The sequence below is a fragment of the Lactobacillus sp. IBH004 genome (genome assembly GCF_026185255.2).
Lineage (GTDB): Bacteria > Bacillota > Bacilli > Lactobacillales > Lactobacillaceae > Lactobacillus > Lactobacillus melliventris.
This window is the reverse complement of record NZ_CP110217.2, coordinates 1,568,114-1,593,784: the sequence shown is the minus strand read 5'-3', so window position 1 is coordinate 1,593,784 and position 25,671 is coordinate 1,568,114. Positions and strand designations below refer to the sequence as shown.

The 25,671-nt window shown below is 37.2% G+C and carries 27 protein-coding genes, 2 tRNA genes and 1 riboswitch; of the genes, 24 read left to right on the top strand and 5 right to left on the bottom strand.

All coding sequences use genetic code 11. The annotated features are described in order from the left end of the window. The first annotated feature begins 36 nt into the window (after positions 1-36). The 4 genes from LDX54_RS07975 to LDX54_RS07960 all read left to right on the top strand — a co-directional run bounded on the left by LDX54_RS07975 (position 37) and on the right by LDX54_RS07960 (position 2,470). On the top strand, positions 37-375 hold the full coding sequence (locus LDX54_RS07975; RefSeq protein WP_265667506.1) for a heavy metal-binding domain-containing protein: 339 nt from the start codon (positions 37-39) through the stop codon (positions 373-375). A gap of 63 nt (positions 376-438) precedes the next feature. Continuing rightward, positions 439-511 (top strand) — tRNA-Thr (locus LDX54_RS07970). Positions 512-753: 242 nt separating this feature from the next. Next, complete coding sequence (locus LDX54_RS07965) at positions 754-1,590, top strand: hypothetical protein (protein WP_110446545.1); 837 nt, start codon at positions 754-756, stop codon at positions 1,588-1,590. Positions 1,591-1,816: 226 nt separating this feature from the next. Beyond that, the gene (locus tag LDX54_RS07960) at positions 1,817-2,470 is read left to right on the top strand and encodes an HD domain-containing protein (RefSeq protein ID WP_110446544.1); all 654 of its coding nucleotides are present in this window, start codon (positions 1,817-1,819) and stop codon (positions 2,468-2,470) included. Positions 2,471-2,526: 56 nt separating this feature from the next. Here the strand turns inward: LDX54_RS07960 and LDX54_RS07955 are convergent, their stop codons facing one another. Further along, on the bottom strand, positions 2,527-3,060 hold the full coding sequence (locus LDX54_RS07955) for a methylated-DNA--[protein]-cysteine S-methyltransferase (protein ID WP_122037977.1): 534 nt from the start codon (positions 3,058-3,060) through the stop codon (positions 2,527-2,529). A gap of 281 nt (positions 3,061-3,341) precedes the next feature. Here LDX54_RS07955 and LDX54_RS07950 point away from each other — a divergent pair, with 281 nt between their 5' ends. From LDX54_RS07950 to LDX54_RS07890, 13 genes are all read left to right on the top strand, one after another. Next, on the top strand, positions 3,342-4,433 hold the full coding sequence (locus tag LDX54_RS07950) for a BMP family protein (protein ID WP_110446542.1): 1,092 nt from the start codon (positions 3,342-3,344) through the stop codon (positions 4,431-4,433). A 119-nt stretch (positions 4,434-4,552) separates the two neighbouring features. After that, entirely contained in the window at positions 4,553-5,623 is a 1,071-nt protein-coding gene (locus LDX54_RS07945) for a BMP family ABC transporter substrate-binding protein (RefSeq protein WP_110446541.1), read from the top strand. Between the two features lie 74 nt (positions 5,624-5,697). Further along, on the top strand, positions 5,698-7,233 hold the full coding sequence (locus LDX54_RS07940) for an ABC transporter ATP-binding protein (RefSeq protein WP_281214426.1): 1,536 nt from the start codon (positions 5,698-5,700) through the stop codon (positions 7,231-7,233). Beyond that, the gene (locus tag LDX54_RS07935) at positions 7,226-8,371 is read left to right on the top strand and encodes an ABC transporter permease (RefSeq protein ID WP_265667507.1); all 1,146 of its coding nucleotides are present in this window, start codon (positions 7,226-7,228) and stop codon (positions 8,369-8,371) included. The genes LDX54_RS07940 and LDX54_RS07935 overlap by 8 nt, the downstream gene beginning before the upstream one ends. Then, entirely contained in the window at positions 8,371-9,327 is a 957-nt protein-coding gene (locus tag LDX54_RS07930) for an ABC transporter permease (RefSeq protein WP_187160429.1), read from the top strand. Before LDX54_RS07935 ends, LDX54_RS07930 begins: the two co-directional genes overlap by 1 nt. Before the next feature lie 9 nt (positions 9,328-9,336). Next, positions 9,337-10,272 carry a nucleoside hydrolase gene (locus tag LDX54_RS07925; protein WP_187160430.1) on the top strand — a complete coding sequence of 312 codons (936 nt, stop codon included), beginning with the start codon at positions 9,337-9,339 and terminating at the stop codon, positions 10,270-10,272. A 71-nt stretch (positions 10,273-10,343) separates the two neighbouring features. Next, positions 10,344-12,047 carry a glucose PTS transporter subunit IIA gene (locus LDX54_RS07920; protein ID WP_265667508.1) on the top strand — a complete coding sequence of 568 codons (1,704 nt, stop codon included), beginning with the start codon at positions 10,344-10,346 and terminating at the stop codon, positions 12,045-12,047. Next, positions 12,034-13,029: an ADP-ribosylglycohydrolase family protein gene (locus tag LDX54_RS07915; RefSeq protein ID WP_265667509.1), complete on the top strand. Its 996-nt coding sequence runs from the start codon at positions 12,034-12,036 to the stop codon at positions 13,027-13,029. Before LDX54_RS07920 ends, LDX54_RS07915 begins: the two co-directional genes overlap by 14 nt. A gap of 159 nt (positions 13,030-13,188) precedes the next feature. Then, the gene (locus tag LDX54_RS07910; RefSeq protein ID WP_046325472.1) at positions 13,189-13,800 is read left to right on the top strand and encodes a hypothetical protein; all 612 of its coding nucleotides are present in this window, start codon (positions 13,189-13,191) and stop codon (positions 13,798-13,800) included. Further along, entirely contained in the window at positions 13,793-14,536 is a 744-nt protein-coding gene (locus LDX54_RS07905) for an energy-coupling factor transporter transmembrane component T (protein WP_265667510.1), read from the top strand. The genes LDX54_RS07910 and LDX54_RS07905 overlap by 8 nt, the downstream gene beginning before the upstream one ends. Further along, positions 14,533-15,369, top strand: a complete 837-nt coding sequence (locus LDX54_RS07900) for an ABC transporter ATP-binding protein (RefSeq protein ID WP_265667511.1) — start codon at positions 14,533-14,535, stop codon at positions 15,367-15,369. The genes LDX54_RS07905 and LDX54_RS07900 overlap by 4 nt, the downstream gene beginning before the upstream one ends. Continuing rightward, positions 15,366-16,160 carry an energy-coupling factor ABC transporter ATP-binding protein gene (locus tag LDX54_RS07895; RefSeq protein WP_122037969.1) on the top strand — a complete coding sequence of 265 codons (795 nt, stop codon included), beginning with the start codon at positions 15,366-15,368 and terminating at the stop codon, positions 16,158-16,160. Before LDX54_RS07900 ends, LDX54_RS07895 begins: the two co-directional genes overlap by 4 nt. Next, positions 16,160-17,098 (top strand): nucleoside hydrolase, encoded by a 939-nt coding sequence (locus LDX54_RS07890; RefSeq protein ID WP_265667512.1) that lies wholly within the window; start codon positions 16,160-16,162, stop codon positions 17,096-17,098. Before LDX54_RS07895 ends, LDX54_RS07890 begins: the two co-directional genes overlap by 1 nt. Positions 17,099-17,195: 97 nt before the next feature. Here LDX54_RS07890 and LDX54_RS07885 read toward each other — a convergent pair whose 3' ends face one another. Both LDX54_RS07885 and LDX54_RS07880 read right to left on the bottom strand, forming a co-directional pair. Beyond that, positions 17,196-18,512 (bottom strand): C1 family peptidase, encoded by a 1,317-nt coding sequence (locus LDX54_RS07885; RefSeq protein WP_174795093.1) that lies wholly within the window; start codon positions 18,510-18,512, stop codon positions 17,196-17,198. Positions 18,513-18,650: 138 nt separating this feature from the next. Next, positions 18,651-19,073 carry an Hsp20/alpha crystallin family protein gene (locus LDX54_RS07880; RefSeq protein WP_046325466.1) on the bottom strand — a complete coding sequence of 141 codons (423 nt, stop codon included), beginning with the start codon at positions 19,071-19,073 and terminating at the stop codon, positions 18,651-18,653. 209 nt (positions 19,074-19,282) lie between these two features. Between LDX54_RS07880 and greA the strand changes: the two genes are divergently transcribed. The 4 genes from greA (at position 19,283) to LDX54_RS07860 (ending at position 22,236) form a co-directional block, all read left to right on the top strand. Then, on the top strand, positions 19,283-19,744 hold the full coding sequence (gene greA / locus LDX54_RS07875; protein WP_187160433.1) for a transcription elongation factor GreA: 462 nt from the start codon (positions 19,283-19,285) through the stop codon (positions 19,742-19,744). 78 nt (positions 19,745-19,822) lie between these two features. Next, positions 19,823-21,136 (top strand): Y-family DNA polymerase, encoded by a 1,314-nt coding sequence (locus LDX54_RS07870; protein WP_265667513.1) that lies wholly within the window; start codon positions 19,823-19,825, stop codon positions 21,134-21,136. Continuing rightward, entirely contained in the window at positions 21,129-21,485 is a 357-nt protein-coding gene (locus tag LDX54_RS07865) for a hypothetical protein (protein WP_265667514.1), read from the top strand. Before LDX54_RS07870 ends, LDX54_RS07865 begins: the two co-directional genes overlap by 8 nt. A gap of 88 nt (positions 21,486-21,573) precedes the next feature. After that, positions 21,574-22,236: a CPBP family intramembrane glutamic endopeptidase gene (locus LDX54_RS07860; protein ID WP_265667515.1), complete on the top strand. Its 663-nt coding sequence runs from the start codon at positions 21,574-21,576 to the stop codon at positions 22,234-22,236. Positions 22,237-22,361: 125 nt separating this feature from the next. On the opposite strand, the gene LDX54_RS07855 is transcribed toward LDX54_RS07860, so the two are convergent. Continuing rightward, positions 22,362-22,432, bottom strand: a tRNA-Gly gene (locus LDX54_RS07855). A gap of 158 nt (positions 22,433-22,590) precedes the next feature. Next, positions 22,591-23,196, bottom strand: coding sequence for an SOS response-associated peptidase family protein (locus LDX54_RS07850; RefSeq protein ID WP_265667516.1), 606 nt, complete (start codon positions 23,194-23,196; stop codon positions 22,591-22,593). A 97-nt stretch (positions 23,197-23,293) separates the two neighbouring features. Between LDX54_RS07850 and trpS the strand changes: the two genes are divergently transcribed. From trpS to LDX54_RS07835, 3 genes are read left to right on the top strand one after another with little or no spacing between them, the layout of a single operon-like run. Further along, complete coding sequence (gene trpS, locus LDX54_RS07845; RefSeq protein ID WP_174795088.1) at positions 23,294-24,313, top strand: tryptophan--tRNA ligase; 1,020 nt, start codon at positions 23,294-23,296, stop codon at positions 24,311-24,313. A gap of 4 nt (positions 24,314-24,317) precedes the next feature. After that, on the top strand, positions 24,318-24,797 hold the full coding sequence (locus tag LDX54_RS07840; protein ID WP_045928576.1) for a deaminase: 480 nt from the start codon (positions 24,318-24,320) through the stop codon (positions 24,795-24,797). Next, positions 24,784-25,383: a TPM domain-containing protein gene (locus LDX54_RS07835; RefSeq protein WP_265667643.1), complete on the top strand. Its 600-nt coding sequence runs from the start codon at positions 24,784-24,786 to the stop codon at positions 25,381-25,383. The genes LDX54_RS07840 and LDX54_RS07835 overlap by 14 nt, the downstream gene beginning before the upstream one ends. Positions 25,384-25,440: 57 nt before the next feature. Continuing rightward, positions 25,441-25,607: riboswitch (M-box (ykoK) riboswitch) on the top strand. Positions 25,608-25,671: the final 64 nt, after the last annotated feature.

Sequence of the window (25,671 nt, the reverse complement as noted above, 5' to 3'; positions counted from 1 at the left end):
TTTAGTAACGTATAACCATACTGCTAGGAGGGCAAAATGGCACAAAAAGAAATTTTAATAACAACTACAGAAAATATACCTGGTAAAAAATACGAAATTATCGGAGAAGTATTTGGTCTGACTACTCAGTCCAAAAATTTTGTTAAAAACTTTGGTGCAGGATTAAAATCAGTTGTTGGTGGTGAAATTCGCAGTTACACCAAAATGCTGGAAGATTCTCGCAATCAAGCTTTAGAAAGGCTGCGTCAAGCTGCAGAGGATAAGGGCGCAGATGCAATTGTGATGATGCGTTTTGACTCTGGTTCAATCAGTGGCGACATGCAGTCAGTGGTTGCCTACGGTACTGCTGTAAGATTTATTGAAGATGACGAATAGATATAGTATTATTTGAAGTATTCGCTTTATGGAAAGTGAATGCTTTTTTATTGAATGTAATTCGCCACTTTAGCTCAGAAGGTAGAGCACCGCCGTGGTAAGGAGGAGGTCCCCAGTTCAAATCTGGGAAGTGGCTTAGAATTTTTAATATCAGTAATTTATCAAAATATTGCTATGATAGTTTAAGGACTATTCTGCATTAAGTGTCGTAATCAGTTTTAGCGGTAAAATTGTATCGAAAAATTGAAAATTAAAAATCATTATTATCTAATTTTTATATTGCTTAATTTTATTATTGATTATATAACTAATAGTGTCAGGTAAATAATTTATTATAAAAGGTCAAACTGTATCTTACAGAAAGGATGTCAATTTGCTATGAAGAAAACCAAATTATTCAAAAAAATCATAATTGCGGGAGTGTTATTGACTGCTGGCATTACTACACTAGCTTGTTTAAACTCTCAAACCGTTGCTGCCAAATCACTACCGGTTGCGACAACTAAGGATTATAACAAGCTCCAGAAACTTTCTAAAAAGTCTGGTGTCCATTACATCAAAAAAAGAAAATGGTACGCTAGTTTTATTCCAGGCGACAATGTTGAAGCGTATCGTGATCTTAAATCACTGAAATTAATAGGAACTAAGTCTGATCCTGGGATTGATGACTGGGATGTCTTTATAGGTGCTGGCACAATCAACGGAACGCGCTATTTTATTAGTAATATTAAGGAAAAAGATGGCAAAAGAAAATATATTATTCCTGCCGCATATTGCCAGGTCCCATATGGTTACCAACTTAAAAAGGGACACGCGGTAGTTCATGATTACAATGGTTCTTTGGCTAATGCTTATAATGGTTACAGTGAATCAGATCATAAATATGGTAAAACGCTAACTAATGAAAACATTATATATAGTAATAAGGAAGACGCCACGTTTACAGTTTCCCTGAAGCAAGATGGTCAAACAAAGGGCAAACATAAAGGTTTTTGGATTGGACGCACACCGATTAAATTCAGAGTTGACGGTACTAATACCTATGAAAATTATTACCCGCTGTATAACTATGTGCCCAATGGTGAATTAATTGTGACTTATATTAAGACGGAAGATTTAAGTCAATTTAAACCAGCAACAGTAACTTATAATCACATTGGTACTATAACTAAAAATCATAAGTTCAAACCAGCCCATAAGAAATTAAACATTTAGCATTGATATTTGGTAAGAATTATCTCAACAGCTAGTGTTTCTTTGATCTTGGTGACTAACATAAAATGGTTTGGTTAAATTAATCAAAAGAGATAGACTATTAAACAAGTAGTAAAAGCTATGAATTTGTGGTCTGTCTTTTTTTAGTAAAAAAGCAGTAAAATCATAATTAAGTTATATTTTTAGTGATGTGAGCTTAATAGTTGGATGCGGAAAGGAAATTAATTTGGATTTAGCTAAAGTAACAGAATTTGTTAAAGAGCAGCTGCAAGATGAAAAAACTGGTCATGATTTTTATCATGGCCAACGGGTAGCGCATTTGGCCAGCAAAATGTATTTGCAGGATAATCCTGCTGCACATAAAGACAGCCGTATGGTTGCTATTATCGAGGCAGCCGGATATTTGCATGATACTATTGATGAAAAGATTTGTGCAGATCCTGATCAGGTTCTTGCTAGTATTAAAAAATTGTTGCCACAAGCAGGGTTTACTGCTTTAGAAGTAAAAGATATTTTATTTACAATACAGCATATGTCCTTTTCAGCCAATATAGAGCATCATTATCAGCTGCCAGTTTCTGGAGAATATGTCCAAGATGCTGATCGCATTGAAAGCCTGGGTGCAATCGGTATTGCGCGGGCTTTTACTTATGGTGGTGCCCATGGCAATGTTATATATGACCCCAGAATCAAACCGCAAAAGCTGGTTAGTCATGATCAATATCGAAAGCACACGGAAACAACAATTAACCATTTCTATGAAAAATTATTTCACTTAGTTGATTTAATGAATACAGCCGGAGGTAAAAAGGAAGCACAAAAAAGAACCGAATTTATGCGTGACTATGTCCAAGAATTTATGTCTGAATGGAATGTTTAAGCTGCATGAGCTCCATGCAGCTTTTTATTTTGCTTTAAAACCGAATATTAAATGCTTTATAGCAAGTCTAATTGACTGGAAAATTTGATTTGGGGATTTTCCATTTTTAATAATGTCTTTTTGCGGTCGAGACCTCCAGCATAACCCGTTAAAGAGCCGTCACTGCCAATTACTCGGTGGCAGGGAATGATTAAGCTAATAGGATTGTGTCCAACAGCATTGCCAATTGCACGAGCCTTATTTACTTTATTCTTTTGCCCCTTTTGCATGCGGTTGGCCAATTCTTTATAAGTGACAAGCTCGCCGTAAGGCACCTTTTGCAGTTCCTTAAGTACTTTTTGCCTAAAGGCTGACACGTCAGGTTTCACGGGGACAGTATACGGGTCGGGGTTTTGCCCAGCAAAATAGTCAGTCAGCCATTTTTGGGCCAATTTAATCGGGTTACTGGGAAAGACTTTGACAAGACTCAAATCATAGCCGGCACCAAAATATTTTTGTCCGTTAAACCATAATCCTAAGAGGTGGTTATCATCGCTTAAAAGCGTTAATGTTCCTAATTTTGATTTAAAAAAAGCTTTATATAATTTCATTAGATTACCTTTATCATTGACGAACATTTTACCGTTTATTTTATTATACGTTAGTTTATGAACAAAGGTTGCTTAATGGCGCCAGATTAACTTAATTAACACCTATACGAAAATTTTAACTTTTTTATTTGTGGTATACAAAACATTATGAGTAAGGCTCAGTTTCGCTTTCATGAAAAAATAGGAATGCTATCAGATCAACACTTTATCTTGTAGCTTACTTTTGACAATACTACCAGATATGGTATGTTAGGTATTGTGATATTTACAGGAGGTACAATATGAGGTCAAAAATCAAAAAAATCTTTTCCATCAGTGCGATAGCGGTTGCTGCAGGGTTAGCGCTTACTGCTTGTTCAGGTAAAAAGCAGGGTGGCGCCAGCAATTCAAGTAGTAGTGCCAAGCACTCAATTGCGCTAATCACTGATACTGCGGGCGTTAATGATAATTCTTTTAACCAGTCTGCTTGGCAAGGCTTTAAGGAATATGGCAAAGATCATAATCTTAATCGCGGGCGCAATGGCTACCAGTATTTTCAATCAGGCAGTGCGGCGGATTTTGAGCCTAATTTTGATCAGGCAAGCAAAGCCGGCTATCAGACAATTTTTGGTATTGGCTATAGCTTAAAGGATGCGGTCAAGGCTGCTGCTAAAAAGAATCCTAAAAAGAACTACGTTATTGTCGATGAAGTAATAAAGGGGCAGAAGAATGTAGCTTCTGCCAACTTCAAGAGTGAGCAGGCTTCCTATTTGGCAGGTGTTGTTGCGGCAACAGAAACAAAGACGAATGTCATCGGCTTTATTGGCGGTGCCCATGGCAATATTATTGATTTATTTGATGCCGGTTTTACCAAGGGCGTTCATGACCAGGCGCAAAAATTGCATAAAAAAATTACACTCTTAAACCAATATGTAGGCGACTTTAAGAGTGCTGATAAAGAAAAGGCAATTGCACAGTCAATGTATGCTAAAAAAGCCGATATCATTTTCCACGCTTCTGGTTTAGCTGGCAACGGCTTGTTCCAAGAGGCTAAATCAATTAACCAGACAAGAACAGCTGCTAACAAAGTTTGGGCTATTGGCGTCGATTCCGACCAGTCTCATTTAGGTAACTACAAGTCTAAAGATGGTAAAAAGGATAATTTTGTTTTGACTTCAGTTATTACCGGTGTAAATGTAGCTACACGGGACATTTCTAATCGCGCTTATCACGGGAAATTCCCTGGCGGTCAACAACTGGTTTATGGTTTAAAAACTAACGGAGTTTCGATCAAACGCGGACAAATTAGTGCAAAAGCTTGGCAATATTCACGTCAAGCTCGTACAGAAATTATTAAGGGTAATATCAAAGTGCCAATTCATCCAAGTAAATAGTTCGCAATACGCCAACATTTTTACCTATAATCAACCACAAAAAAATATTTCTTGAATTAATGCGTATTTTATTATAATATTAACTATGAAAAGTTCGTATTTTGTGGAGGGTAAAATCAATGGGTAAGAAATTTACGAAATTTTTGTCATTAGGATTTTTAATGGCATCATTTACTTTAGTTTTGAATGCTTGCTCGGGAAAAAAGCAGGGAACAAGCAGTCAGAACAAAAAAGACAGTATTGCTTTAATTACTGATAGCAATGGTATTAATGACCAATCCTTTAACCAGGCTGCATGGGCCGGTTTTAAAGATTATGGTAAAGAACATCATTTCAAGCAAGGTAAAGGCTATCAGTATTTCCAATCTAGCAGTGCTACTGACTATACGCCTAACTTTAACCAAGCTGCTAAATCTGGTTACCAAACAATATTTGGTATTGGTTATATGTTAAAAGATTCGGTTAAAGCAGCTGCTAAAAAGAATCCTAAGAAAAATTTTGTAATCGTTGACGATGTGATTACTGGTCAAAAAAATGTGGCTTCAGTAACTTTTAAGAGTAATGAATCATCATATTTAGGTGGTGTGGCTGCTGCTTATTCTACTAAAACCAACAAAGTTGGTTTTATCGGAGGAGCAAAGTCAGCTATCATTGATACTTTTGAAGCTGGTTTCAAGCAAGGCGTAAAAGACGCTGCTAAAGCTCAGCATAAAAAGATCAATGTCAGCGTACAGTATATCGGTAACTTTACTTCAAACGATAAAGCTAAATCAATTGCTCAGTCAATGTATGCTAATAAATGTGATGTAGTATTCCAGGCTGCAGGTTCAGCCGGTAGCGGAGTCTTCCAAGAAGCTAAAGCCCTAAATCAAACTAAACCTGAAAGTAACAAGGTTTGGGTGATTGGTGTAGATGTTGACCAGAAAAATCTTGGTAACTATAAAACGAAAGATGGTAAAAAGGCTAACTTTACTTTAACTTCAGTATTGAAGGGACTAAACGTTGCAACTAAATCCTTGGCTGACGATGCGGCTAAAGGTAAGTTCCCAGGAGGAAAGCATCTTGTCTACTCCTTAAAAGGCAATGGTGTTTCAATTACTAAAGGCAACCTTACACCAAAGGCATGGCTGGCAGTTGAAAAGGCCAAACAACAAATAGTTGCCGGAAAAATTACTGTAGCGCAAAATTAAAGTAAATTATTGATTAAAACTCTTTGTGTATACTTATGCAAAGAGTTTTTTACGAAAAAGGAAATTTACATAAAATGGAAGATATGACGAACGTAATAGAAATGCGCCATATTGTTAAGGATTTTAATGGCTTTAAAGCCAATAACGATATTAATCTGACTTTGAAAAAAGGTGAGATTCTAGCGTTATTAGGGGAAAACGGTGCTGGTAAATCAACTCTCATGAGCATTCTATCAGGATTGATTCAGCCCACTTCAGGTTCAATCGAAGTTCGCGGAAAAAAGGTTAATATTAAAAATCCGACTATCGCCAAAGATCTAGGTATCGGTATGGTACACCAGCACTTTATGTTGATGGAATCCTTTACAGTTTTGGAAAATATTATTTTGGGCCATGAAACAACCAAGGAACCTAAACTAGATTTCAAAAAAGCTGAAAAGCAGATTATGGCCTTATCTGAGCGCTATAACTTAAATATTGACCCTCAGAAAAAAATCAGTGAGATTACAGTGGCGCAACAACAAAGAGTGGAAATTCTGAAAGTTTTGTATCGCGGGGCTGATATTATGATTTTTGATGAGCCTACTGCTGTTTTAACGCCACAAGAAATTACGGAATTTATTCAAATTTTGCGTGGACTGGCTAAAGAGGGTAAATCGATTATTTTAATCACGCACAAGCTGGAAGAAATTGAGAGAGCTGCTGATCGTGTCACCGTTATTCGTGCTGGCCAAAGTGTAGGAACTTTTGCCGTTGCTAACGTCGATAATAATCGTTTGGCGGAATTGATGGTTGGTCGTCATGTTAACATGACGCTTAATAAACCAGTGGCAAAAATTGGTAAAACGATGTTGCAGGTTGAAAATTTGCAAGTGAAAAATAAGCAAAACGTGGCTGTAATTAAAGGAATGTCTTTTAATTTGCATGCTGGCGAAATTTTGGGTGTTGCCGGTATTGATGGTAATGGTCAAGATGAACTTGTCAGGGCTTTAACCGGCTTGCAACATGTTCATGCCGGCAAAATTATAATTGACGGCGAAGACATGACTAATCGCAAGGTACGCCAGATAACTGAAAAGGGCGTGTCATATATTCCTGCTGACCGGCAAAAATATGGCTTAATTTTACCTTTTTCAGTTTCAGATAATTTAGCCCTGCAAACTTATTATCAAGAGCCATTTTCACGTCACAACGTCATGCACTACGATGTCATTCACGAACATGCTAGAAACTTGATTAAGCAATTTGATATCAGGACGACCAGTGAAAAAATGCCTGTGAGTGATTTATCTGGTGGTAATCAACAAAAAGTGATAATTGCCCGTGAACTAAGTCGCAACAGCAATTTGGTTATTGCTTTTCAGCCGACACGCGGACTTGATGTTGGTGCTATTGAATACATTCATAATCAGCTTTTAAACGAAAGAGCTCAAGGTAAAGCAATTTTGTTAATCTCGTATGAACTTGATGAAATTATGCAGTTGTCTGATCGGATTATTGTCCTTCATAATGGCAGTATTTCAGGTGAAGTCAGACCGGAAAACACGAGTGATGAGGAATTAGGATTGTTAATGACTGGCGTTAAGAAAGAAGGCAGCGCTCTTGCTTAAAGTAACACTAAAAACCAAAAAAATTTTAGTACCAATTATTTCAATTTTAGCAGGCTTTTTAGTTGGGGCAATCATCATGCTGGTCTGGAGTTACAACCCGTTTCAAGCATACGTTTCAATGTTTTCCAGCGCCTTAGGCAACATGAATGGTATAGGTGAAACTATTCGTGAAGCAACTCCCCTGATTTTCACTGCTATTGGATTTGCCATTGCTTCTACTGCTGGCTTTTTCAATATTGGTTTGCCCGGTCAGGCGCAAGCAGGCTGGTTGTCATCCATCTGGGTGGTGCTTGCTAATCCCAATATGCCTAAAGTATTTTTACTGCCACTGGCTGTAATTACCGGTATTATTGCCGGTGCACTTGTTGCCGGTGTTGCCGGCTGGCTGCGTGCTCAATTTGGGACTAACGAAGTAATTACAACTATTATGATTAACTACATTGTGCTTTATTCTTGTCAATATTTGATGCAGCAGGTAATGTCAGCGAAATTACGTATTGATACTGATACTACTAAAACAATTACTGCTAACGGTAGTTTAAAGATTAACTGGCTTAGTTCAATGTTTGGTGATTCACGGATTAATGCGGGAATTTTTATTGCTTTAGTCGCCGTCTTTTTGTATTGGTATTTAATGAGGAAGACTACCACCGGCTTTGAAATTCGTTCGGTTGGTACTAATGCTGCAGCTAGTCGTTATGCCGGAATGTCTGCTAAAAAGAATATTATGCTATCGATGCTCTTGTCTGGCGGTTTTGCCGGTTTAGGTGGAGTTGTGCAAGGCCTTGGTACTTATCAAAACTACTTTACCCAGACGACTAGTTTGGATATTGGCTGGGATGGCTTGTCTGTTGCCCTTCTTGGTGGCGGCACAGCTGTTGGTATTTTGCTAGCTTCATTATTGTTTTCGATATTAAAAATTGGTGGTCTAGGGATGCAGACCATTGCCGGTATTCCTTATGAGATCGTTTCGATAGTTATTGCTGCTATTATTTTCTTTGTTGCTATTCAATATGTTATTGGACTGCTATTTAAAACTAAAAAAGCCCAGGCAATTCAAAGAGACACCAAAACTGCTGATACGGATTCAGACAGTGCGGTGGCGGATTCTACTAAAACTCAAGGAGGACAAAATTAATGAATTTAGTTACGATTTTAGCGTTAATTGTATCATCAACTTTTGTCTATTCGGCTCCGTTGATTTTCACCGCTTTAGGTGGCGTTTATAGTGAAAACTCAGGTATTACCAATATTGGCCTAGAAGGAATAATGACTATCGGTGCCTTTTCTGCCATTGTGTTTAACCTGACTTTTGCTTCTACTTTTGGTAAAGCAACGCCATGGCTTGGCTTATTGATTGGTGGAATTGTGGGTCTGCTCTTTTCATTACTACATGCTGTTGCCACTATTAATTTTCATGCTGACCATATTATCAGTGGGACTGTACTTAACCTCATGGCACCGCCTTTAGGAGTATTTTTAGTTAAAGCTATTTATGATAAAGGGCAAACTGAAAACATTACTCAAAGCTTTGGTTATTTTAGTTTTCCCGGCTTAGCTGATATTCCTGTAATAGGGCCTATTTTCTTTCAAAATACATCAGCACCAGCATGGCTGGCAATAGTGGTGTCCGTAGTATTGTGGTGGATTTTGTATAAAACCCGCTTTGGCTTGCGCTTGCGCTCATGTGGTGAAAATCCGCAAGCAGCTGATACTCTGGGGATTAATGTTTATGGTATGCGCTATACCGGCGTATTAATATCAGGCTTTTTAGGTGGAGTTGGCGGTGCAGTTTTTGCAGAGGCAATTTCTGGTAACTTTTCAGTTTCTACTATTGTGGGCCAAGGTTTTATGGCTTTGGCGGCCATGATCTTTGGTAAATGGAATCCGTTAGGTGCAATGATGGCTTCGCTTTTCTTTGGTTTTGCTCAAAGTATTAGTATCATCGGCAATCAATTGCCGTTCTTCAGCCACATACCTGCTGTTTACATGCAGATTGCTCCTTATGTAATTACAATCATAGTTTTAGTTCTGTTCTTCGGAAAATCGGTTGCTCCAGCAGCTGATGGTCAAAATTATATTAAGTCAAAATAGGGAGTATTAATGAAAACAATTTATTTTAACCATGATGGTAATATTGATGATTTAGTAGCTTGTTTACTGTTTTTGCAAGCGCCGGATATTAAATTAATTGGCGTTAGTGCAATTGATGCGGATGGCTATGTTGATCCAGCTGTTGAAGTGTGTCGTAAGTTGACAGATCGCTTTAACTTGCGCGGTGATCAATTGGAAATTGCCAAATCAAATTCTCGCGCCGTTAATCAGTTTCCGGAAGATTGGCGTAAAGCGGCATATTCTTTCAATTATCTGCCGTTATTGAATCGTTCTGGCAAAGTGATTACTAAGATGGCAGACAAGCCGGCTCATTTAGATATGGTTGAGAAAATTATGGCATCAGAGCAGCCTGTAACTTTAGTTATGACAGGTCCTTTAACGGATTTAGCGCGCGCACTAGAAACTAATCCTCAAATTGCGGATAACATTGAAAAGCTGTATTGGATGGGTGGTTCCCTTGATGGTCATGGTAATGTTGTTCAGGTTAATGCTGACGGTACTCAAGAATGGAATGCTTTCTGGGATCCTTTTGCGCTTGAAACTGTTTTGAAATCAAGCATTCCCATGCAGGTTATTGGTCTTGAAAGCAGTGAAGAACTGCCTTTAACTGATGAGTTAAGAATGCACTGGGCCAGTTTAAGTGAACATCCAGCTATGGATTTAGTTGCACAAGGATATTGTCTTCTGGTTAATCCGCCAATACCAACTGCGCAATTATACTTCTGGGACGTTTTAACGGTCATTAGTGCCCTGTATCCCGCAGTTGTTTTGACGACTGAAAAACACAAGGTAAGAGTAATTACCCAAGGCTTGGCAGCAGGCCGTCTGGAAGATGATCCCGCTGGTCGTGAAATAACTTTAGTGACTAAAGCAGATAAAAATTTATTCTTTAAAAAGTTTGATGAATTATTATTGCGTAGTTAAGTAATACTTATAAAGAGAAAACCCTCGATTTTCGAGGGTTTTCTTGTAATTAAAATTTATAGTGGACAATTATGAACAGCAAGAATTTAATTGCAGATTTAGGTGGAAAAGATAATATTGAATCAATTTCACACTGTATGACTAGGATTCGTATTAAAGTCAAAAATCCGCAATCTGTCAATAGAAGGCAAATTGCAAGTGAAAAAAATGTGATTAAGGAACAGTTTGTTGGTCATGAATACCAGATTATAGTGAGCAATAACGTGGAAAAAGAATTTGCCAGTCTGCAAAAGCAGATGCATTCAGGTGGGAATGATTTTACAGCTATTGAGTGGAAAACCATACCAAGTCAAATTTTAGTTCCTATACTACCTTTATATACAACCGCGGCTATTTTTCAAGGTGTTTTAGTATTAATTAAATTGTGCAATTTAGTTTCCGCTGATAATTATCAATTTCTATTAAATTTAATACGACTTCCCGTATTTTGTTTACCAATAATTATTGGTTATAGCACCGCCAAAAGTATCAAATTGAACCCACTTGCTGGAATAGGCTTTGGTATAGAATTAATGGCAGTACATCATTATTTCAAAGCTTTTCCCAATTATGTTGGTTCTTTTATTCCTGTGATTTTGGTATGCCTGGCAAGCAAAATTATTTTTGTGTTTTTGGATAAAAAAATTAGGGGAATCATAGGTGCTACTTATAATTTTACATTGGGCTTTATCATTACCAGTGTAATAGGAATTTTATTTTTAGCACCAATTGGCCTATTTTTAGGCAAATTATTTTCAGATACTATCAAGTTAATTATGCTAAAAGTGCCTGTCATTGCAGCGTTAGTAAGTTCTATACTTTATTTGTTTTTAGTTGTCAAGGGTCAGCATTGGTGGTTAACGCTACTTGCTCTGAGCAACTTAGGAGCCTTAGGCTATTCTTGGCTTTTTGCTTTTACTTCAACTGCACAGTTTGGCCAATTGGGCGCAGTTTTGGGAATTGCGACAAAGCACAAAGAAATAAAAAATAAAAAAGTAAAGAATACTGTGAAAAATTGCCTTTTTTGTATTATTGAACCCGCATTATATGGTTATACGACATTAAAGAAAAGCAGATATATTTCAAGTCTTGTTGGACTAGCTCTCAGCGCAATTTATTTAGCTATAGCTAACGCTAAAATGTATGCTTTTCCAAGCAGCATCCTTTCCTTGGTTAATCCAGAACAGCCGACCTGGGATTCACTAATAACAGGTTTAATTTCGATTTTAATTGCTATCTTCGTCAGCTTCATTGCTGCTTTAGCTAGCGAACAGAATAACAGTTTACCTAAAATTAAAGTGACGGCCCCAATTGCGGGAACATACTTTGATATTGCACAATCTAAGGACCAGACATTTGCCAGTAAGGTACTGGGAGATGGAATAGCAATTACTCCCTTATCCTCGACTAATGCTGACATTTATGCTCCCGTAAATGGGAAAATCATTATGATCGCGCCCGACCAACATGCATTTGGTATGAAAACTACTGCAGGTGTTGAACTTTTGGTACATGTCGGAATTGACACGGTAAAATTAAAAAAAGCAGCTGTTAAACTAAATTTAAAAGTAGGACAATTAGTTGCAAGAGGAGACAAAGTCGGAAATGTAAACATCAATAATATTATCCAAGCAGGCTATAATCCAGAAACATTGCTGATTGCATTGAAAAATCCAGAATATTATTTTGATAAGAATAATTTATGCTTAGTTAAGAGGAAAAATGAAACCAGATAAGAAAAGAGTTTTAGGAATATTGCAGGGAGTATCACTAGGTGATGCTATGGGAATGCCAACAGAAGTATTGTCACAAGAACTTATTCGCGAAAAATTTCCTAACGGTATTCATGAATTGTTAGGCCCTGTAAGCGGCGGACCGTACAAGAGAGATTTACCGGCTGGCTCTATCACTGATGATACCGTTAATACCTTATTAGTCTGCAAAATGTTAATTAAAAATAATGGCAAAATAGACAGCAGGCAATTTATTGAATCCTTAATAAGATGGACACAGGATTCCAATATGGCACAGTATGTTGCGGGTCCATCAACTAAAAGTGCTATTAAAGCTATTCAAAACGGGTTACCACTTGAAAAAGCTGGAATTACTGGTACTACTAACGGAGCAGCAATGAAAATTTCTCCGGTTGGTATTGTGTTTGATTATAAAAATGCTAGTGCACTGCTAAAGGCTGTTTCGGCTATTTGTATGCCTACCCATAACACGAGTATTGCCATTGCGGGAGCTAGTGCGATAGCAGCTATAGATAGTTATGTTGCAAGGGGTGGCACGAAGATCAGTACAATATGGCAAATTGCCGTAGATTTTGCTCAAAAGGGCTCAATGAATGGCTTTAAATTTCCATCCGCCGATTTAGTTTTTCGCATTAATCAGGCAAAAGCAATTGTTCAGACTTCCAGAACAAGAACAGTATTGCTTTCACGGCTTTACCAAGAAGTTGGCAGTGGAATGGAAACGATAGAAACTATTCCCTGCGTTTTGGCCATAGTTGACTTTGCCAAGGCAGATGCTTGGAAAGCAGCACAATTAGCTGCAGAAATTGGCTGGGATACAGATACAATTGGCTCTATTGCCACTGGTATATGTGGTGGTATACGTCCTGAAAGTATACCAATTTCAAAAATTGCTCGGATCGAGAAAGTAAACCAGATTAATCTTAATTATATATCCGAACAATTATTTAAAGTAGTAAAATAAAATAAAGTTTGTATTATCTCCTTGCTAACGCAAAATTTTTCCTATATTTAAATAAAAGTAGCCTTGAAAATCACAATCATTTCATGTATTCTTAAATTGAATCATACGTATAAATTTATGCGTATATCATTATATTGTTCGTCTTTTAAGGAGGAAAAATTGAAACGAGGACTTAGGTATGATTTCGATTTACTGGCACTATTATTAATACCAGTTGGCGTAGCGTTAAATTTTGTCGGTTATCAGTTATCTGCGGCATTAAAATTACCTGTTTGGATTGATCAGGTAGGAACATGTTTTGTGTCTATGATTGCAGGTCCGTGGGTGGGAATGGTGATGGCTTTATTAGGCAATATCATTAATGGTATGTTAATACCAACTGCGATTCCATTCGCCTTGGTAGCCATGACTAACGCATTATTTGTTGGTTATTTTTCACGGTTTAAGTTTTTTAGCAACATTTTTACGGCAGTTATTGCATGTGCAATTGTTAATGTTGCAACTGCAGTACCTTCAGCTATAGTAACAACTTTTGTGTTCGGTGGAGCAACAGGAGCTGGTAGTGATTTGCTTACAGCTGTATTTTTAGCAGCAGGCAAAGCTTTGCTTTGGTCAACAATTCAAGCAAACTTAGTTGGGGGTACTTTTAGTGTGGCCTTTAACTTCACTATTGCATGGCTTTTAGTAAGACGTTTACCCGATAGATTTTTAATAAAATTAAATTATGGTCGTCCATACATTAAAAACAGAAAGGCTCTAATCTATGCTTAAATGGTTTAAATCACTATATCCTTCAACTAAGGCATTAATTGTTTTGCTTCTTATTTTACTTAGTATGATGAGCTCAAAGTGGCAGGTTCAATTGTGTTTAATAGCTGTAACAATGATTCTGGCATTATTTTCTGGTACATTAGTCAGGCTAATTAAATTGTTCTTTGAATCTTTAGCATTAATTGTGGTCTTTTTATTTGTATTGCAAGTGTTTTTCATCAGCTATCCTGATTCACAAAAAATTTGGTGGGTCATTAAGTTTTCACAAACAGGTCTTAATACTGCAATTATGTTGGCAAGCAGGATAATTGCTATTTCGTTACCAATTATCTGGTATTTTTTAGTTACTTCCAGCGATGTTATCATCCAAGCTCTAGATCAAACTAAGTTGCCTAAAAAAGCTATCTTTGTTTTAGCTTCAACTATTCAGGTTGTTCCCCAATTAATGTGGCAGTCAAATATCATTAGTGAGGCACAGCAAGCAAGAGGAGTAGAAACTACGGGTTCATTATGGCAAAGAATAAAGACATTTATACCAATGATGGGTCCCTTGGTTTTATCTTCTGTTGAGCAAAATGAAGAAAAAGTTTTAACGTTACAGGCACGTGGCTTTTCTAATCCAACTCCCCGGACAACTTTGCATCATATTTCTAAAAAGAAAATCGATTATTTATTAGACATAATACTCTGTTTAATCTTGGTTGTTTTTGTTATTTGGGGAGGTAAATTTCTATGAGCTTAATAGAACTGCAACATATCAATTATCGCTATCCGTTAACTTCAGACCTAACGATTAAAGATCTGTCATTAAAGGTTGAGCCAGGTGAAGTGTTGGGTGTTATTGGCAGCAATGGTTCTGGTAAAACGACTGTGTGCAATATAATGCGTGGCTTTATTCCTGCTTTTTATAAAGGCGAACTTGAAGGAAAGGTTATCTTTGAAGACAAACCGCTGGATACTTCTAACCTGGGCAGACTGGCACAAAAAATTGGCTATGCTTTTCAAAATCCGTTTACACAAATAACTGGCGTTAAATATACAGTTTATGATGAAATAGGTTATGGACTGGAGAACTTGTCTATTCCCAGAGAAGAAGCTAATGAAAAAGTTGAGCAGGTCATAAAATTATTAAACTTAGAAAAAATACGTAATCAGAATCCTTATGATTTATCTGGTGGTCAAAAACAAATGGTAGCTCTGGCTTCAGTTATTGTATTAGATCCAGAATTAATTATTTTAGATGAGCCTACTTCACAGCTGGATCCCAGCTCGACATTAGCTGTGTATAATATTGTCAAAAACTTGAAAAAGCAAGGTAAGACCATAATTATTGTTGATCATAAAGTTGATTTACTGGCACAAGTTTGTGATGAAATTGCAGTGATCCAAGACGGACAACTTGTGGTTAAAGGAGAAACACATCATGTTTTTAGTGATGAAAAAGTAGTAGCTGCAGGTGGACAGATTCCAGAAGTATCAGCTTTCTATTTAAAAAAATATCCCAAATCAAAACAAGTTCCTGTTACGGTTGATGAAGCATATGAAATGTTAAAGGAAGCTAGAGCATGAGTTACTTAAGTCTGCAAGATGTCAGTTATTCGTATGATAATAAAAATAATGCAGTTGAAAGTGTCAATTTAGAATTTGAACTAGGTGAGGCAGTAGCTATTATCGGACAAAATGGTGCTGGTAAAACTACTACTGTAAAAATGATGAACGGATTGATTAGACCTGATAAGGGTCGAGTTTTACTCGATGGCAAAGATACTAAAGGAATCAGTGTAGCTCAATTATCTCACCATGTTGGGTATGTGTTTCAAAATCCTGATGAGCAGATTTTTCAAGATTCAGTTGAAAAAGAAATTGCATTTTCGCTAAAAAAGCAAAAGCTGCCACAAACGGAAATAACTACCAGGGTAAAAGACGCTGCTAGACTGTGTCACTTGGATAATAAATTAAATGAACATCCATATAATTTACCTTATTCTCAAAGAAAATTTGTTACAATTGCGGCAATTATAGCTATGAACCCAGAAGTTATGGTCTTTGATGAACCAACCGCAGGGCAGGATCATAACTCAATTATACGTTTAAATAAAATTATCAAAAAACTAACAAGCATGCATAAGCTAGTGATTACAATTACACACGACATGAGCTTTGTAGTTAATAATTTTAAACGCGTGATAGTTTTTGCTCAGGCTCATAAGCAAAAAGAAGGTTCTCCTGCAGAAATTTTTAGTGATGAGTCTCTTTTACGTAAGAGTAAATTAGAACCGCCAGTAATTGGTCAACTGGCAAAAAAACTAGGGTTTAGCAACGTCTTAACAGTTACAGATCTACTAAGAGTGGTAAATTAATGGATATTTTATATGACTGCGATCCTGGTCAAGATGACGCGATGGCTTTATTAACTGCTTTAGGTAATCCTGATAAGGTAAAGGTTTTATGTGTTTCCACAGTTGGCGGCAATCAGAATATTAATTTGGTAACGCAAAATGCGGGCTACTTACTAGCCTTTTGTAAGCAACACATTCCGTTAGTTCAAGGACAAGCAGGGCCACTGCTTAATCAATTACACGTGCAGGCAAAAGCTCATGGCAGCACTGGTATGGATGGCTCAGATAGTTTAAATAAATATGCTTATCCGGTTGAAGATGACAATGCAATTTGTTTTATGGCAAATATGTTGAAAAAGCAGTCTCAAAAGGTGACTATTGTTGCTACGGGACCGCTCACAAACATCGCGTTATTAATTAAAACTTTTCCCGAAATTATACCTAAAATAGCTAAAATAGTTATTATGGGCGGAGGTATAGATCACGGCAACGTTACTGACTTAGCTGAATTCAATATTTGGACTGACCCTGAAGCGGCGCAAATTGTCTTTAGTTCATCTTTGGAAGTGATCATGGCGGGTTTAGATGTAACTGAAAAAATTACTATTACTAAAAAACAAATAGCAAGTCTTCAATTTGGTGGTCCAGCATCTAAATTGGCAGGTAATCTGTTACATTTTTATCAAAAATCAGGTGAACAATTTGGTTTTACGGCTGCACCTGTACACGACCTAGTTGCAATGGAGTATGCAATTTGGCCAGAATTTTTTGAGGCCGTTCCAGCCAACATTAAAGTTAATACTAATCACGGAGATGCATATGGGCAAACGTATATTGCTAAGGGAAAAGACGAGAATAAAGCAGCCCATAATGTACTAATTAAAAAAATGACTAAAAAGCTATTTTTTGCTCTTTTGCAAAAAAGTTTGCAGTTTTTGGACCAAAAATTAGTCAATTGAAATTAAAAGCAGTCAATTTTATTACATAATTGTTTTTAAATAGATAAAAAGACGAAATTCTATTGTGAATTTCGTCTTTTTTATTAGATATAATGCTCTAAGCGAGTGAATCCCAAGCTGGCAAATCAGTAATTGGACCTTCTGCTATAGCTACTTGCTCTGGTGTCAGGTACTTCTTGTGGACAACAACTTCGTAAACATAATCTTTAAACCAGTCGTTGTTCATAACAAAGAATCCTTTGTCGCCATTCTTTTCGCCCCAGGAGTTTTCAACCTTCCATTGGCGAACATGTCCACCGTCTTCATCTACGCCAACTAAAGTCATTGCGTGAGTAGAAGCGCCTGCACCAGTGCGCAAACGATCAGCCTTGGACATCTTAAGGTCTACGCCAAAGAGTTCGCTTAGTTGATACAAATCACTGTCAAGGTAGCCCTTCTTGCGGTCACTTTGTTCACCAACATCATTGCCAAACCAGACTGCTTCGCCGTCTTTTAACTGGTTAACAGCTGCAGTTTCCAAATACTCCATTGGTACGTTTAAGAATTTGATGCGGTATGACCCCTCAACGTTATCTTCAAAAGGTAAGCCATATAATTTATCATATTCATGGTCTGGAGCATTAGACAATACGACATAGTCGTTGAAGTCAACGTCACCCATGTATTTATGCAAAAATTCCAGTGGAGTTAAATCTTTATCCAAGTGGTATTTCTTATCGTCATCACGATATTCCAAATCAAATTTCTTAGGTGGTTCACCGACTGCGATTGCAGTCATCTGGTAAACTTCACTTAAGAATTGCTTGCGGGCTTTTTCGATCTCATCGTCTTTACCGGCCTGCTTTAATTTACGCAAGACCAGAGCATCCTTCTTCAGCTTATCACCCAAAGCTTTGGCAAAGCCGTTAGTATTATTGGTATTGAAACTCTCAGGCATTGCATAAGAAGGAACGACACCATATTTTTCAATTAAAGCAGCGCCCATGTGGAATTGGCCACCATCTTCGCCTGCACCATCTAGGTGGGCTTTAACAGTACGTGAATCGAGTGGTTCGTCTGCTGTGTCTAAGATATTGTCATAAAAAATATTTGCCCGTTCAATTTTATCCCAGAAGAAGTTGTAGCTTTGTGAGAAAGTAAAATTCTTGCAGTGATATTTTTTACCAAAATTGTGGCGTAAAATGTTTAAAGTGGCAAATTCCCAGCAACGACCTGATTGGCGTTGATTAGTAACATTTTCTGTATCAAGTTCGGTTGAAAACACACGGGTCAATTCACCTTGAACGCGTTCATTGTAAGCAGCTGTTAAAACACCACTTTTTTGAGCTGCTCGAGCAACAACTTGATTTTGTGGTTTTTCATTAAAGTTTGCGGCAAATTCTTCCAACTCTTGGACAGTTAATTTATGAGCCATAAAATAAATTCTCCTTTTTTAATCTATTTTTAAATTACTATATATTTTAAGCTAAAATAAAAGCGAGTTCAATAGCTGAACTCGCTTTAGAGAATTGTATTGGTAACTTATTTAAAATTTATGCAAGATGGTAATAGGTTAATCAATTTGAATTGAATTATCATTTGCACCAGCTTGCTGCTTTGGCAAGGTAATAGTCAATACACCATTATCGTATTTGGCGTGAATGTCACTTGCAACTACATTTGGTAATCTGAAGCTGCGTGAAATGTGGCCTTCACTTCTTTCACGGTGGATAATACTGTTATCCTTAGACATATCCTTAAATGATTTTCTTGAGCCGGATACGCTCAAAATACCATTATTATAATTTAGGTGTATCTTATCCTTGTCCATTCCGGGCATATCAACTTTGATCACATATTCTTTGTCGTTTTCAACAACATCTGATTGCATTAATTTTGCTACTTCGTTATCGTCAAAAAATTTTCTCGGAAGATCAAACCAATCGTTCATCGCATCAAATAGGTCATTGTGCCGATTCATCATATCATTTGCCATAGTAAAAAACTTCCTTTCGAAATTTATATATTTGTATCAGAAGACTTTCATTTCTTCCTTACAATTATTATTATAGTATGCAGTTTCATAAAAAGGAAATAATTAGCACTATTATTTTTTGAGTGCTAAATAATTAGCTTAGATACCTTGAAATTGGTATTTATAGCTTGTGGATAATATTTTTAAGAAAATAATTAGGAGAGAATATTTTGGTTTATTATCAAAAAATGACGCCCAAGGGTTACCAAAAAATCAAAGATGAAATAGCCGGTTTAAAAAAGGATAGGCCCAGAAGAATTAAAATTTTACAGGAAGCCCGCTCTTTAGGTGATTTGTCGGAAAATACTGAATATACGGAGGCCAAGCGTGATTTAGGTCATCTTCAAAGTCGTCTGCGTTATCTGGAAAAGCAGTTGAAATATGCCGAAATTATTGAAAAGAAGGCCGATGGCAAAGTAGATTTAGGCAAGACGGTCACACTAAAGTTTGCTGACGATCCGGAGACTGAAACATACCAGGTTGTCGGTCGCATGGAAGCTGATATTGAAGCAGGAAAAGTTGCGTTTGACTCACCTCTGGGTCAAGCAATTATGAAAAAAGAAGCTGGTCAAACTGTAAGTGTTGCAGCACCTGCTGGGAAATATCAAGTTACTATTAAAAAAATTGAATAAATTTTTGCTTGATTATTCGAACTTGTGTTTGTATAATTTATTTTAGCGAACGTAAGTTTGCAATAGGAAGTGAAAGCAATGTATGATTACCGTTATGAACCACACCGGTTAATTTTTATGATTGATAACAAATCATTCTTTGCTAGTTGTGAGGCACTTCAATTAGGTCTAAACCCAATGAAAGCTGTGTTGGCAGTAGTTTCGCATCAGCCGCATACAAATTACGGCTCGGGGCTAATTATGGCGGCTTCACCATTAGCGAAAAAGAAATATGGGTTGACTAACGTCATGCGGGTACGTGATTTACCCACCAAAAAAGAAGCGCCGGATTTGATTTTAGTAGAACCTCATATGAACTTATACATCAAGCGCAGCATGCAGGTATTGGCAATTTTTCAAAAGTATGCTGCTGATGAGGATATCCATGTCTATTCTATTGATGAAAGCATGATTGATATGACTAAGTCATGGCGTTTGTTTGGCAACGATCCGTATCTGGTAGCACGCAAAATTCAGGTAGAAATCAAATCAAAAATTGGACTTTACACTACTTGCGGAATAGGAGAAAATCCATTGCTAGCCAAATTAGCCATGGATATTTCTGCTAAACACCGTTGTTCAATGATTGATTATTGGCATTATATTGATGTACCTGATACTATTTGGCAAATTAAAGATCTGGAAGATGTTTGGGGGATTGGCAAAAAAATAGCTGCCCGTTTGCGCCGATTACACATTAATAATATGTATGAATTAGCACACACTGATCCAGCAATTTTAAAAAAAGAGTTTGGCGTAATTGGTGAGCAGCTATTTGCAATTAGCTGGGGAGTGGATCGCAGCATTATTAGCGAAAAATATTTTCCCATAATGAAAAATTACGGCAATTCACAGATTTTAAACCGTGACTATACAGATCAGCGGGAGGTTGAGATAGTCTTACGTGAAATTGGCGAGCAGGTAGGTGCCAGAATACGGGCACACCGCTTGCAAGCTGGCTGCATTAGTTTATTTGTCGGCTTTTCCAGGTATGAACAAGATGGCAAACGCAAGGGCTTTAATGTGCAGCAAAAAATTTGTCCGACCAATGATAATGACTTGTTAGTGCAAGAAATACTGGCACTTTTTCGTAAAAATTGGCATGGCGAAACAGTCCGTGCTTTAGGGGTTAACTGCAGTCGTTTAGAGCCGGATACCTGCCAGCAATTGACCTTCTTTGTTCCAGCTTCTGAGCAGATAAAAAAACGTACTATAAACATAACTATTGATAGAATCAGAAAGAAATATGGCTTTACCAGTTTGGTCAAAGCATCGAGCTTGGCTAAAGGTGCAACAGCAATCAGGCGTAGCAGTTTAGTTGGCGGGCATAATGGCGGCAATGCATATGAATGATTTTGATAAAATTGTCACAGATTTTTTTAAAAACTATCAAGATCGCAAAATGAAAAAGTGGCAAGGCTTCTTTTTAAGCGATCATACAATGGCAATTAACAAAGATAAGCAAAAGCGCAGCGTGCAGCATCCCGCTAAACAAACTATGAGTATAGAAGAAATTGGCTTACAATTACTTAAAGCATATGGTAATCACCGCATGGTTCACCTGCAAGTCAAGGTCATGAACAGCGATGATCAGCTGCCCGCAGATATAGTTGGTTTTGTCAGTGGCTATAGTGATGATGGCATTATTGTTGCTGGTCAAAAAATTGCGCTAGAAGATATCAACAATATCAGTATCGATTGAGAAAAATTTTCTTGATATTTTATATAGGTTGCTTTTTTTGCTATAATATGGAACTTGTAAGGTACATAATAGTATAGAGGTAATTTTTGTGAATACACCAGCATCGAGGCAAGGCAACATCATACGCTATTTTGTTTATTTTATTAGTTATTTGATGGTTGTCGGCGTGATTAAGCTAGTTACTGCTAATTCACCGATTCATATTTGGGATTTAATCTTATTTGCAACTATCTCGCTGATGGTTTCATTGTTTTTTATTTATCGTTTTAATAGAGAACAGCGCTTTTTTGACCGTAGTTTTGGGGGCTCCTGGCTGAACAATTTTGGCTTAATAATTGGTTTGACTGCTGTGGTAACGGCTTTACGTATTAGTGTTTCCTGGCTCCAATCCTACGGCAGATTAAAATTATATAATTTTCAAATTGCTTATTTGCACCATGAAGCAAGTTTAACCTACTGGTTTTTACTAGCTGCAATAGGGATAGTTTTACCAATTCTGCAAGAATTTTTAATTACAGGGTTTTTATTTAATTATGCATTTAGAAGTAACACTGTCTTAACAGCAATTCTGGGCATACTTACTTCTGGTATCTTGTTCGGCTTACTTAATTGGCAAAATTCACTGTTACTATTAGTAGTTAACGTTGTACTTGGTGGGCTTTTTGCCTGGTCTTACCTTTATACTCAAACTTTATGGATGCCAATTTATTTAGCGGTGCTAAATGGCATTATCTTAATAATTATGACTTAAAATAAGAGCTTAGCACATGAAATAATTCCCTAAATTTTGTCCGAAATTTTGGGAATTTTTTTGGTTTCAATTATCTGCGTAGAGTAAAAAGGCAACGACTATTGAAGTCATTGCCTTTTTAATTAAGCGGATAGCGTGAATCGAACCCGCATCTTCAGCTTGGGAAGCTAACATTTTACCATTAAACTATACCCGCATTACTCAAACAGTTTACCATGTTTCGTTTGCGAAACCAAGTTTTGTTTTTTGATTTTTTAAAACTTGCTAGATAAAAATGTAGCTAAAGCCCTTAATATTTTCGCGTGTTTTAGCTTTATTTGCGTAATAATAAGTGATAGAAAAATTTAAGAGTAATTACTTTCTATGGTGCATTTTGACAGAATCAAGCTCCAACTGGCTGCGATCAACTAAAGACGAGAAGTTTTGAAACAGCCATTGGCGCAACTCGTCTGCCTGAATAACTAGAGGCATACGGTCATGGATTGGGGCATAGGACGCATTAGGTTTAGTAGTTACCATTGAAAAATGGTCTTTTTGATAGATTCCGGCGATTAATGTCAGTGCGGCATTGGAATTTTTAAAACCGAATCGTTCATGATAACTGTGGTTATTTTCACCCAGATAGGTTTCATGACCGGATTCAAAAAATTGCTTGGCGATTATAATGCAGCGAGATTTGGCAAATGAAGAATCCCACATTGATCTTTTTTCTTCAAAGAAGCGTTCAACCCGGGCATTAAAAACCACTTGTTTGTGGTCGAATGGACTGGGATAACCCCAGGATTTAGGCAGTAACTGTAATTGCTTATCCGAATATACTAGTACAGGAGCAATTCCTTGTGGGAAAATGTTCTGGTTTTGGGGTAAGTTACTTGCTGGTTCTACTAAAGGCAAGTTTAAGTCGTTTGCTAAGTATTTTTTAATTTCGGCCAAACTTGGCAGTTGAAATTGATTGCACATTTTTTCCTCCGTGTTTAATCATTGCTTGATTTTTGGTAGAATTATTATAAATTATTATATTAAAAAGATTTTAATTATTTAAGGAAGGAAAACTAAATTGAAAAAGAAAATTATTCTGACAGGTGATCGACCAACAGGAAAGTTGCATGTAGGTCATTACATTGGTTCATTAAAGAATAGGGTAAAATTGCAAAATTCGGGTGAATACCACCCATTTATCATGATTGCTGATACCCAGGCTTTAACTGATAATGCCCGTAATCCTGAAAAGATTCAAAAAAGTTTAATTCAAGTAGCATTAGACTATTTGGCAGTGGGGATAGATCCTCAAGTTTCAACCGTTTTCGTTCAATCCCAAATACCCGCCTTGTTTGAACTGACAGCCTATTATATGGACTTAGTCACAGTCAGCCGCTTAGAGCGTAATCCAACTGTTAAAGCTGAGATCAAGCAAAAAGGTTTTAACGATTCCATTCCCGTGGGCTTCTTAAATTATCCAGTATCACAGGCAGCTGATATCACAGCCTTTAAGGCAACTTTGGTACCAGTTGGAGATGACCAGGAGCCCATGCTAGAACAAGCACGTGAAATTGTGCGGACCTTTAATCGTGTCTATAATTGCAATGTTTTAGTAGAACCTAAAGGCTACTTCCCGGAAAAAGGTGAGGGACGCTTGCCGGGTCTAGATGGTAATGCCAAAATGTCCAAATCCTTAAATAATGCTATTTATTTATCTGATGATGCCAAGACCGTTGAACAAAAAGTAATGTCAATGTATACTGATCCCCAGCACATCCATGTTGAAGATCCAGGCAAAGTAGAGGGCAATACTGTCTTTACCTACCTTGATATTTTTGATCCTGACAAGAATAAGGTAGCGCAATTAAAGGCAGATTACCAAAAAGGCGGCTTGGGTGACGTTAAAATTAAGCGTTACTTAAATACGGTGTTGGAAAAAGAACTGGCTCCAATACGTGAGCGGCGCGCTCAATATGAACAGAATATATCTGCTGTTTATGAGATGCTGATTGAGGGCTCTAAAAAAGCAAACGAAGTAGCTGATCAAACCTTACAAGAGGTACGAGACGCAATCGGTTTGAATTATTTCAAGAGGTAAAAAAATGCGTAAGCGAATTCCCTGGAAACAGTACTTTATGATGCAGGCCTTAGTGATTGCTCAGCGTTCAACATGTGACCGGGCTTTGGTTGGCAGTGTTTTAGTAAAAAAGAATCGTATTATTGGCACCGGTTATAACGGTTCCGTTACGGGTCAGCCTCATTGCGATGATGTAGGTCATCAATTAGTTGACGGTCATTGCGTGCGGACAATCCATTCTGAAATGAACTCACTTATTCAGTGTGCACGTAACGGCGTTTCAACCGATGATACTGAAATTTATGTTACACACTTTCCCTGTTATAATTGTGCTAAAGCTTTAGTGCAGGCTGGAGTTAAAAAAATCAATTATTATTTTGATTACAATGACAGTCCGCTGGCGATTAAACTTTTTAAAGACTGTGGGGTTCCTTATGAACAAATTAAAATCGATCGGCAATATGTGGAGCAATTGGCCCATAAGTTGGAAGATGCTGAAAACTAAATTAGCGTTATTTACGGCTTTATTCGGTATTTTCCTGACAATGACGGGCTTTGCAAGTCCCAACATTAAAGACAATAGTAATTTGCTTGAACGCGAAACCAGTAAATTGATTTTAGCCAAAAATGACCGTTATTTTCAAACCAGTGAACAACCACAAATCATTGTCAAAACGGTAAACCGGGTTGACCATTTAACACCCGCCAAATTAAATAAATATAAACGGACAGTTTTTATCGTTGTAGGTACTAAAAACAAGAAGCGTAACGTGCAGATATATTCCAGTAAAGATCTTCACAGTGCGTTTTCTGCTGATGTCCGGACAAATATAATTCGGTCTCAATCTGACAAATTGCGTAGTAACAATAAAAAGAAATTTAATGAAGGGTTACGTTTTGTTTTTAGGGCATGTGCCACTACCATTGACCAGCGTTACCAATATTCACTTGATAAATATGACTTGTCCAGTGATGAGCGCGCGCAACTTTCCCACCCTCATAGGCTGGCTTTACCTATCGCTTTAGCCTTGGCACTAGTAATCAGCGGCTTAGTTTACTTTTTTAAAAATAATTTGAACATAAAAAGGTAAAAATGTTGACTTTATCATGTGTTATGTATTAAACTCACAGTGCAAATTAAATAAGAACAAATAAACTGTTAGGTGAGACTCCTACGTGAACAAATGCTATCGCCCGGAAACATCCAGAGATGCCAACGGGTCAAATAGTTTTCGTCGATATAAGGCGCAAACCAGATAGCTAGCAGCACAAGCTTACGTCACGTAGTGTTAAAACTGAACGATGAGTATAATAATACCTGTTGAAAAGGGGACGCCAAGCGGTTAGCTAGGTGGCTCCTTTTTTAGTTTGTTTGAATT

What these genes read in the sequence shown, in the direction of transcription:
- LDX54_RS07975 (WP_265667506.1), top strand. Translation starts at nt 37, where the DNA reads ATGGCACAAAAAGAAATTTTAATAACAACTACAGAAAATATACCTGGT.
- LDX54_RS07965 (WP_110446545.1), top strand. Translation starts at nt 754, where the DNA reads ATGAAGAAAACCAAATTATTCAAAAAAATCATAATTGCGGGAGTGTTA.
- LDX54_RS07955 (WP_122037977.1), bottom strand. Translation starts at nt 3,060, where the DNA reads ATGAAATTATATAAAGCTTTTTTTAAATCAAAATTAGGAACATTAACG.
- LDX54_RS07950 (WP_110446542.1), top strand. Translation starts at nt 3,342, where the DNA reads ATGAGGTCAAAAATCAAAAAAATCTTTTCCATCAGTGCGATAGCGGTT.
- LDX54_RS07945 (WP_110446541.1), top strand. Translation starts at nt 4,553, where the DNA reads ATGGGTAAGAAATTTACGAAATTTTTGTCATTAGGATTTTTAATGGCA.
- LDX54_RS07940 (WP_281214426.1), top strand. Translation starts at nt 5,698, where the DNA reads ATGGAAGATATGACGAACGTAATAGAAATGCGCCATATTGTTAAGGAT.
- LDX54_RS07930 (WP_187160429.1), top strand. Translation starts at nt 8,371, where the DNA reads ATGAATTTAGTTACGATTTTAGCGTTAATTGTATCATCAACTTTTGTC.
- LDX54_RS07925 (WP_187160430.1), top strand. Translation starts at nt 9,337, where the DNA reads ATGAAAACAATTTATTTTAACCATGATGGTAATATTGATGATTTAGTA.
- LDX54_RS07920 (WP_265667508.1), top strand. Translation starts at nt 10,344, where the DNA reads ATGAACAGCAAGAATTTAATTGCAGATTTAGGTGGAAAAGATAATATT.
- LDX54_RS07915 (WP_265667509.1), top strand. Translation starts at nt 12,034, where the DNA reads ATGAAACCAGATAAGAAAAGAGTTTTAGGAATATTGCAGGGAGTATCA.
- LDX54_RS07905 (WP_265667510.1), top strand. Translation starts at nt 13,793, where the DNA reads ATGCTTAAATGGTTTAAATCACTATATCCTTCAACTAAGGCATTAATT.
- LDX54_RS07900 (WP_265667511.1), top strand. Translation starts at nt 14,533, where the DNA reads ATGAGCTTAATAGAACTGCAACATATCAATTATCGCTATCCGTTAACT.
- LDX54_RS07895 (WP_122037969.1), top strand. Translation starts at nt 15,366, where the DNA reads ATGAGTTACTTAAGTCTGCAAGATGTCAGTTATTCGTATGATAATAAA.
- LDX54_RS07890 (WP_265667512.1), top strand. Translation starts at nt 16,160, where the DNA reads ATGGATATTTTATATGACTGCGATCCTGGTCAAGATGACGCGATGGCT.
- LDX54_RS07885 (WP_174795093.1), bottom strand. Translation starts at nt 18,512, where the DNA reads ATGGCTCATAAATTAACTGTCCAAGAGTTGGAAGAATTTGCCGCAAAC.
- LDX54_RS07880 (WP_046325466.1), bottom strand. Translation starts at nt 19,073, where the DNA reads ATGGCAAATGATATGATGAATCGGCACAATGACCTATTTGATGCGATG.
- LDX54_RS07870 (WP_265667513.1), top strand. Translation starts at nt 19,823, where the DNA reads ATGTATGATTACCGTTATGAACCACACCGGTTAATTTTTATGATTGAT.
- LDX54_RS07865 (WP_265667514.1), top strand. Translation starts at nt 21,129, where the DNA reads ATGAATGATTTTGATAAAATTGTCACAGATTTTTTTAAAAACTATCAA.
- LDX54_RS07850 (WP_265667516.1), bottom strand. Translation starts at nt 23,196, where the DNA reads ATGTGCAATCAATTTCAACTGCCAAGTTTGGCCGAAATTAAAAAATAC.
- LDX54_RS07840 (WP_045928576.1), top strand. Translation starts at nt 24,318, where the DNA reads ATGCGTAAGCGAATTCCCTGGAAACAGTACTTTATGATGCAGGCCTTA.
- LDX54_RS07835 (WP_265667643.1), top strand. Translation starts at nt 24,784, where the DNA reads ATGCTGAAAACTAAATTAGCGTTATTTACGGCTTTATTCGGTATTTTC.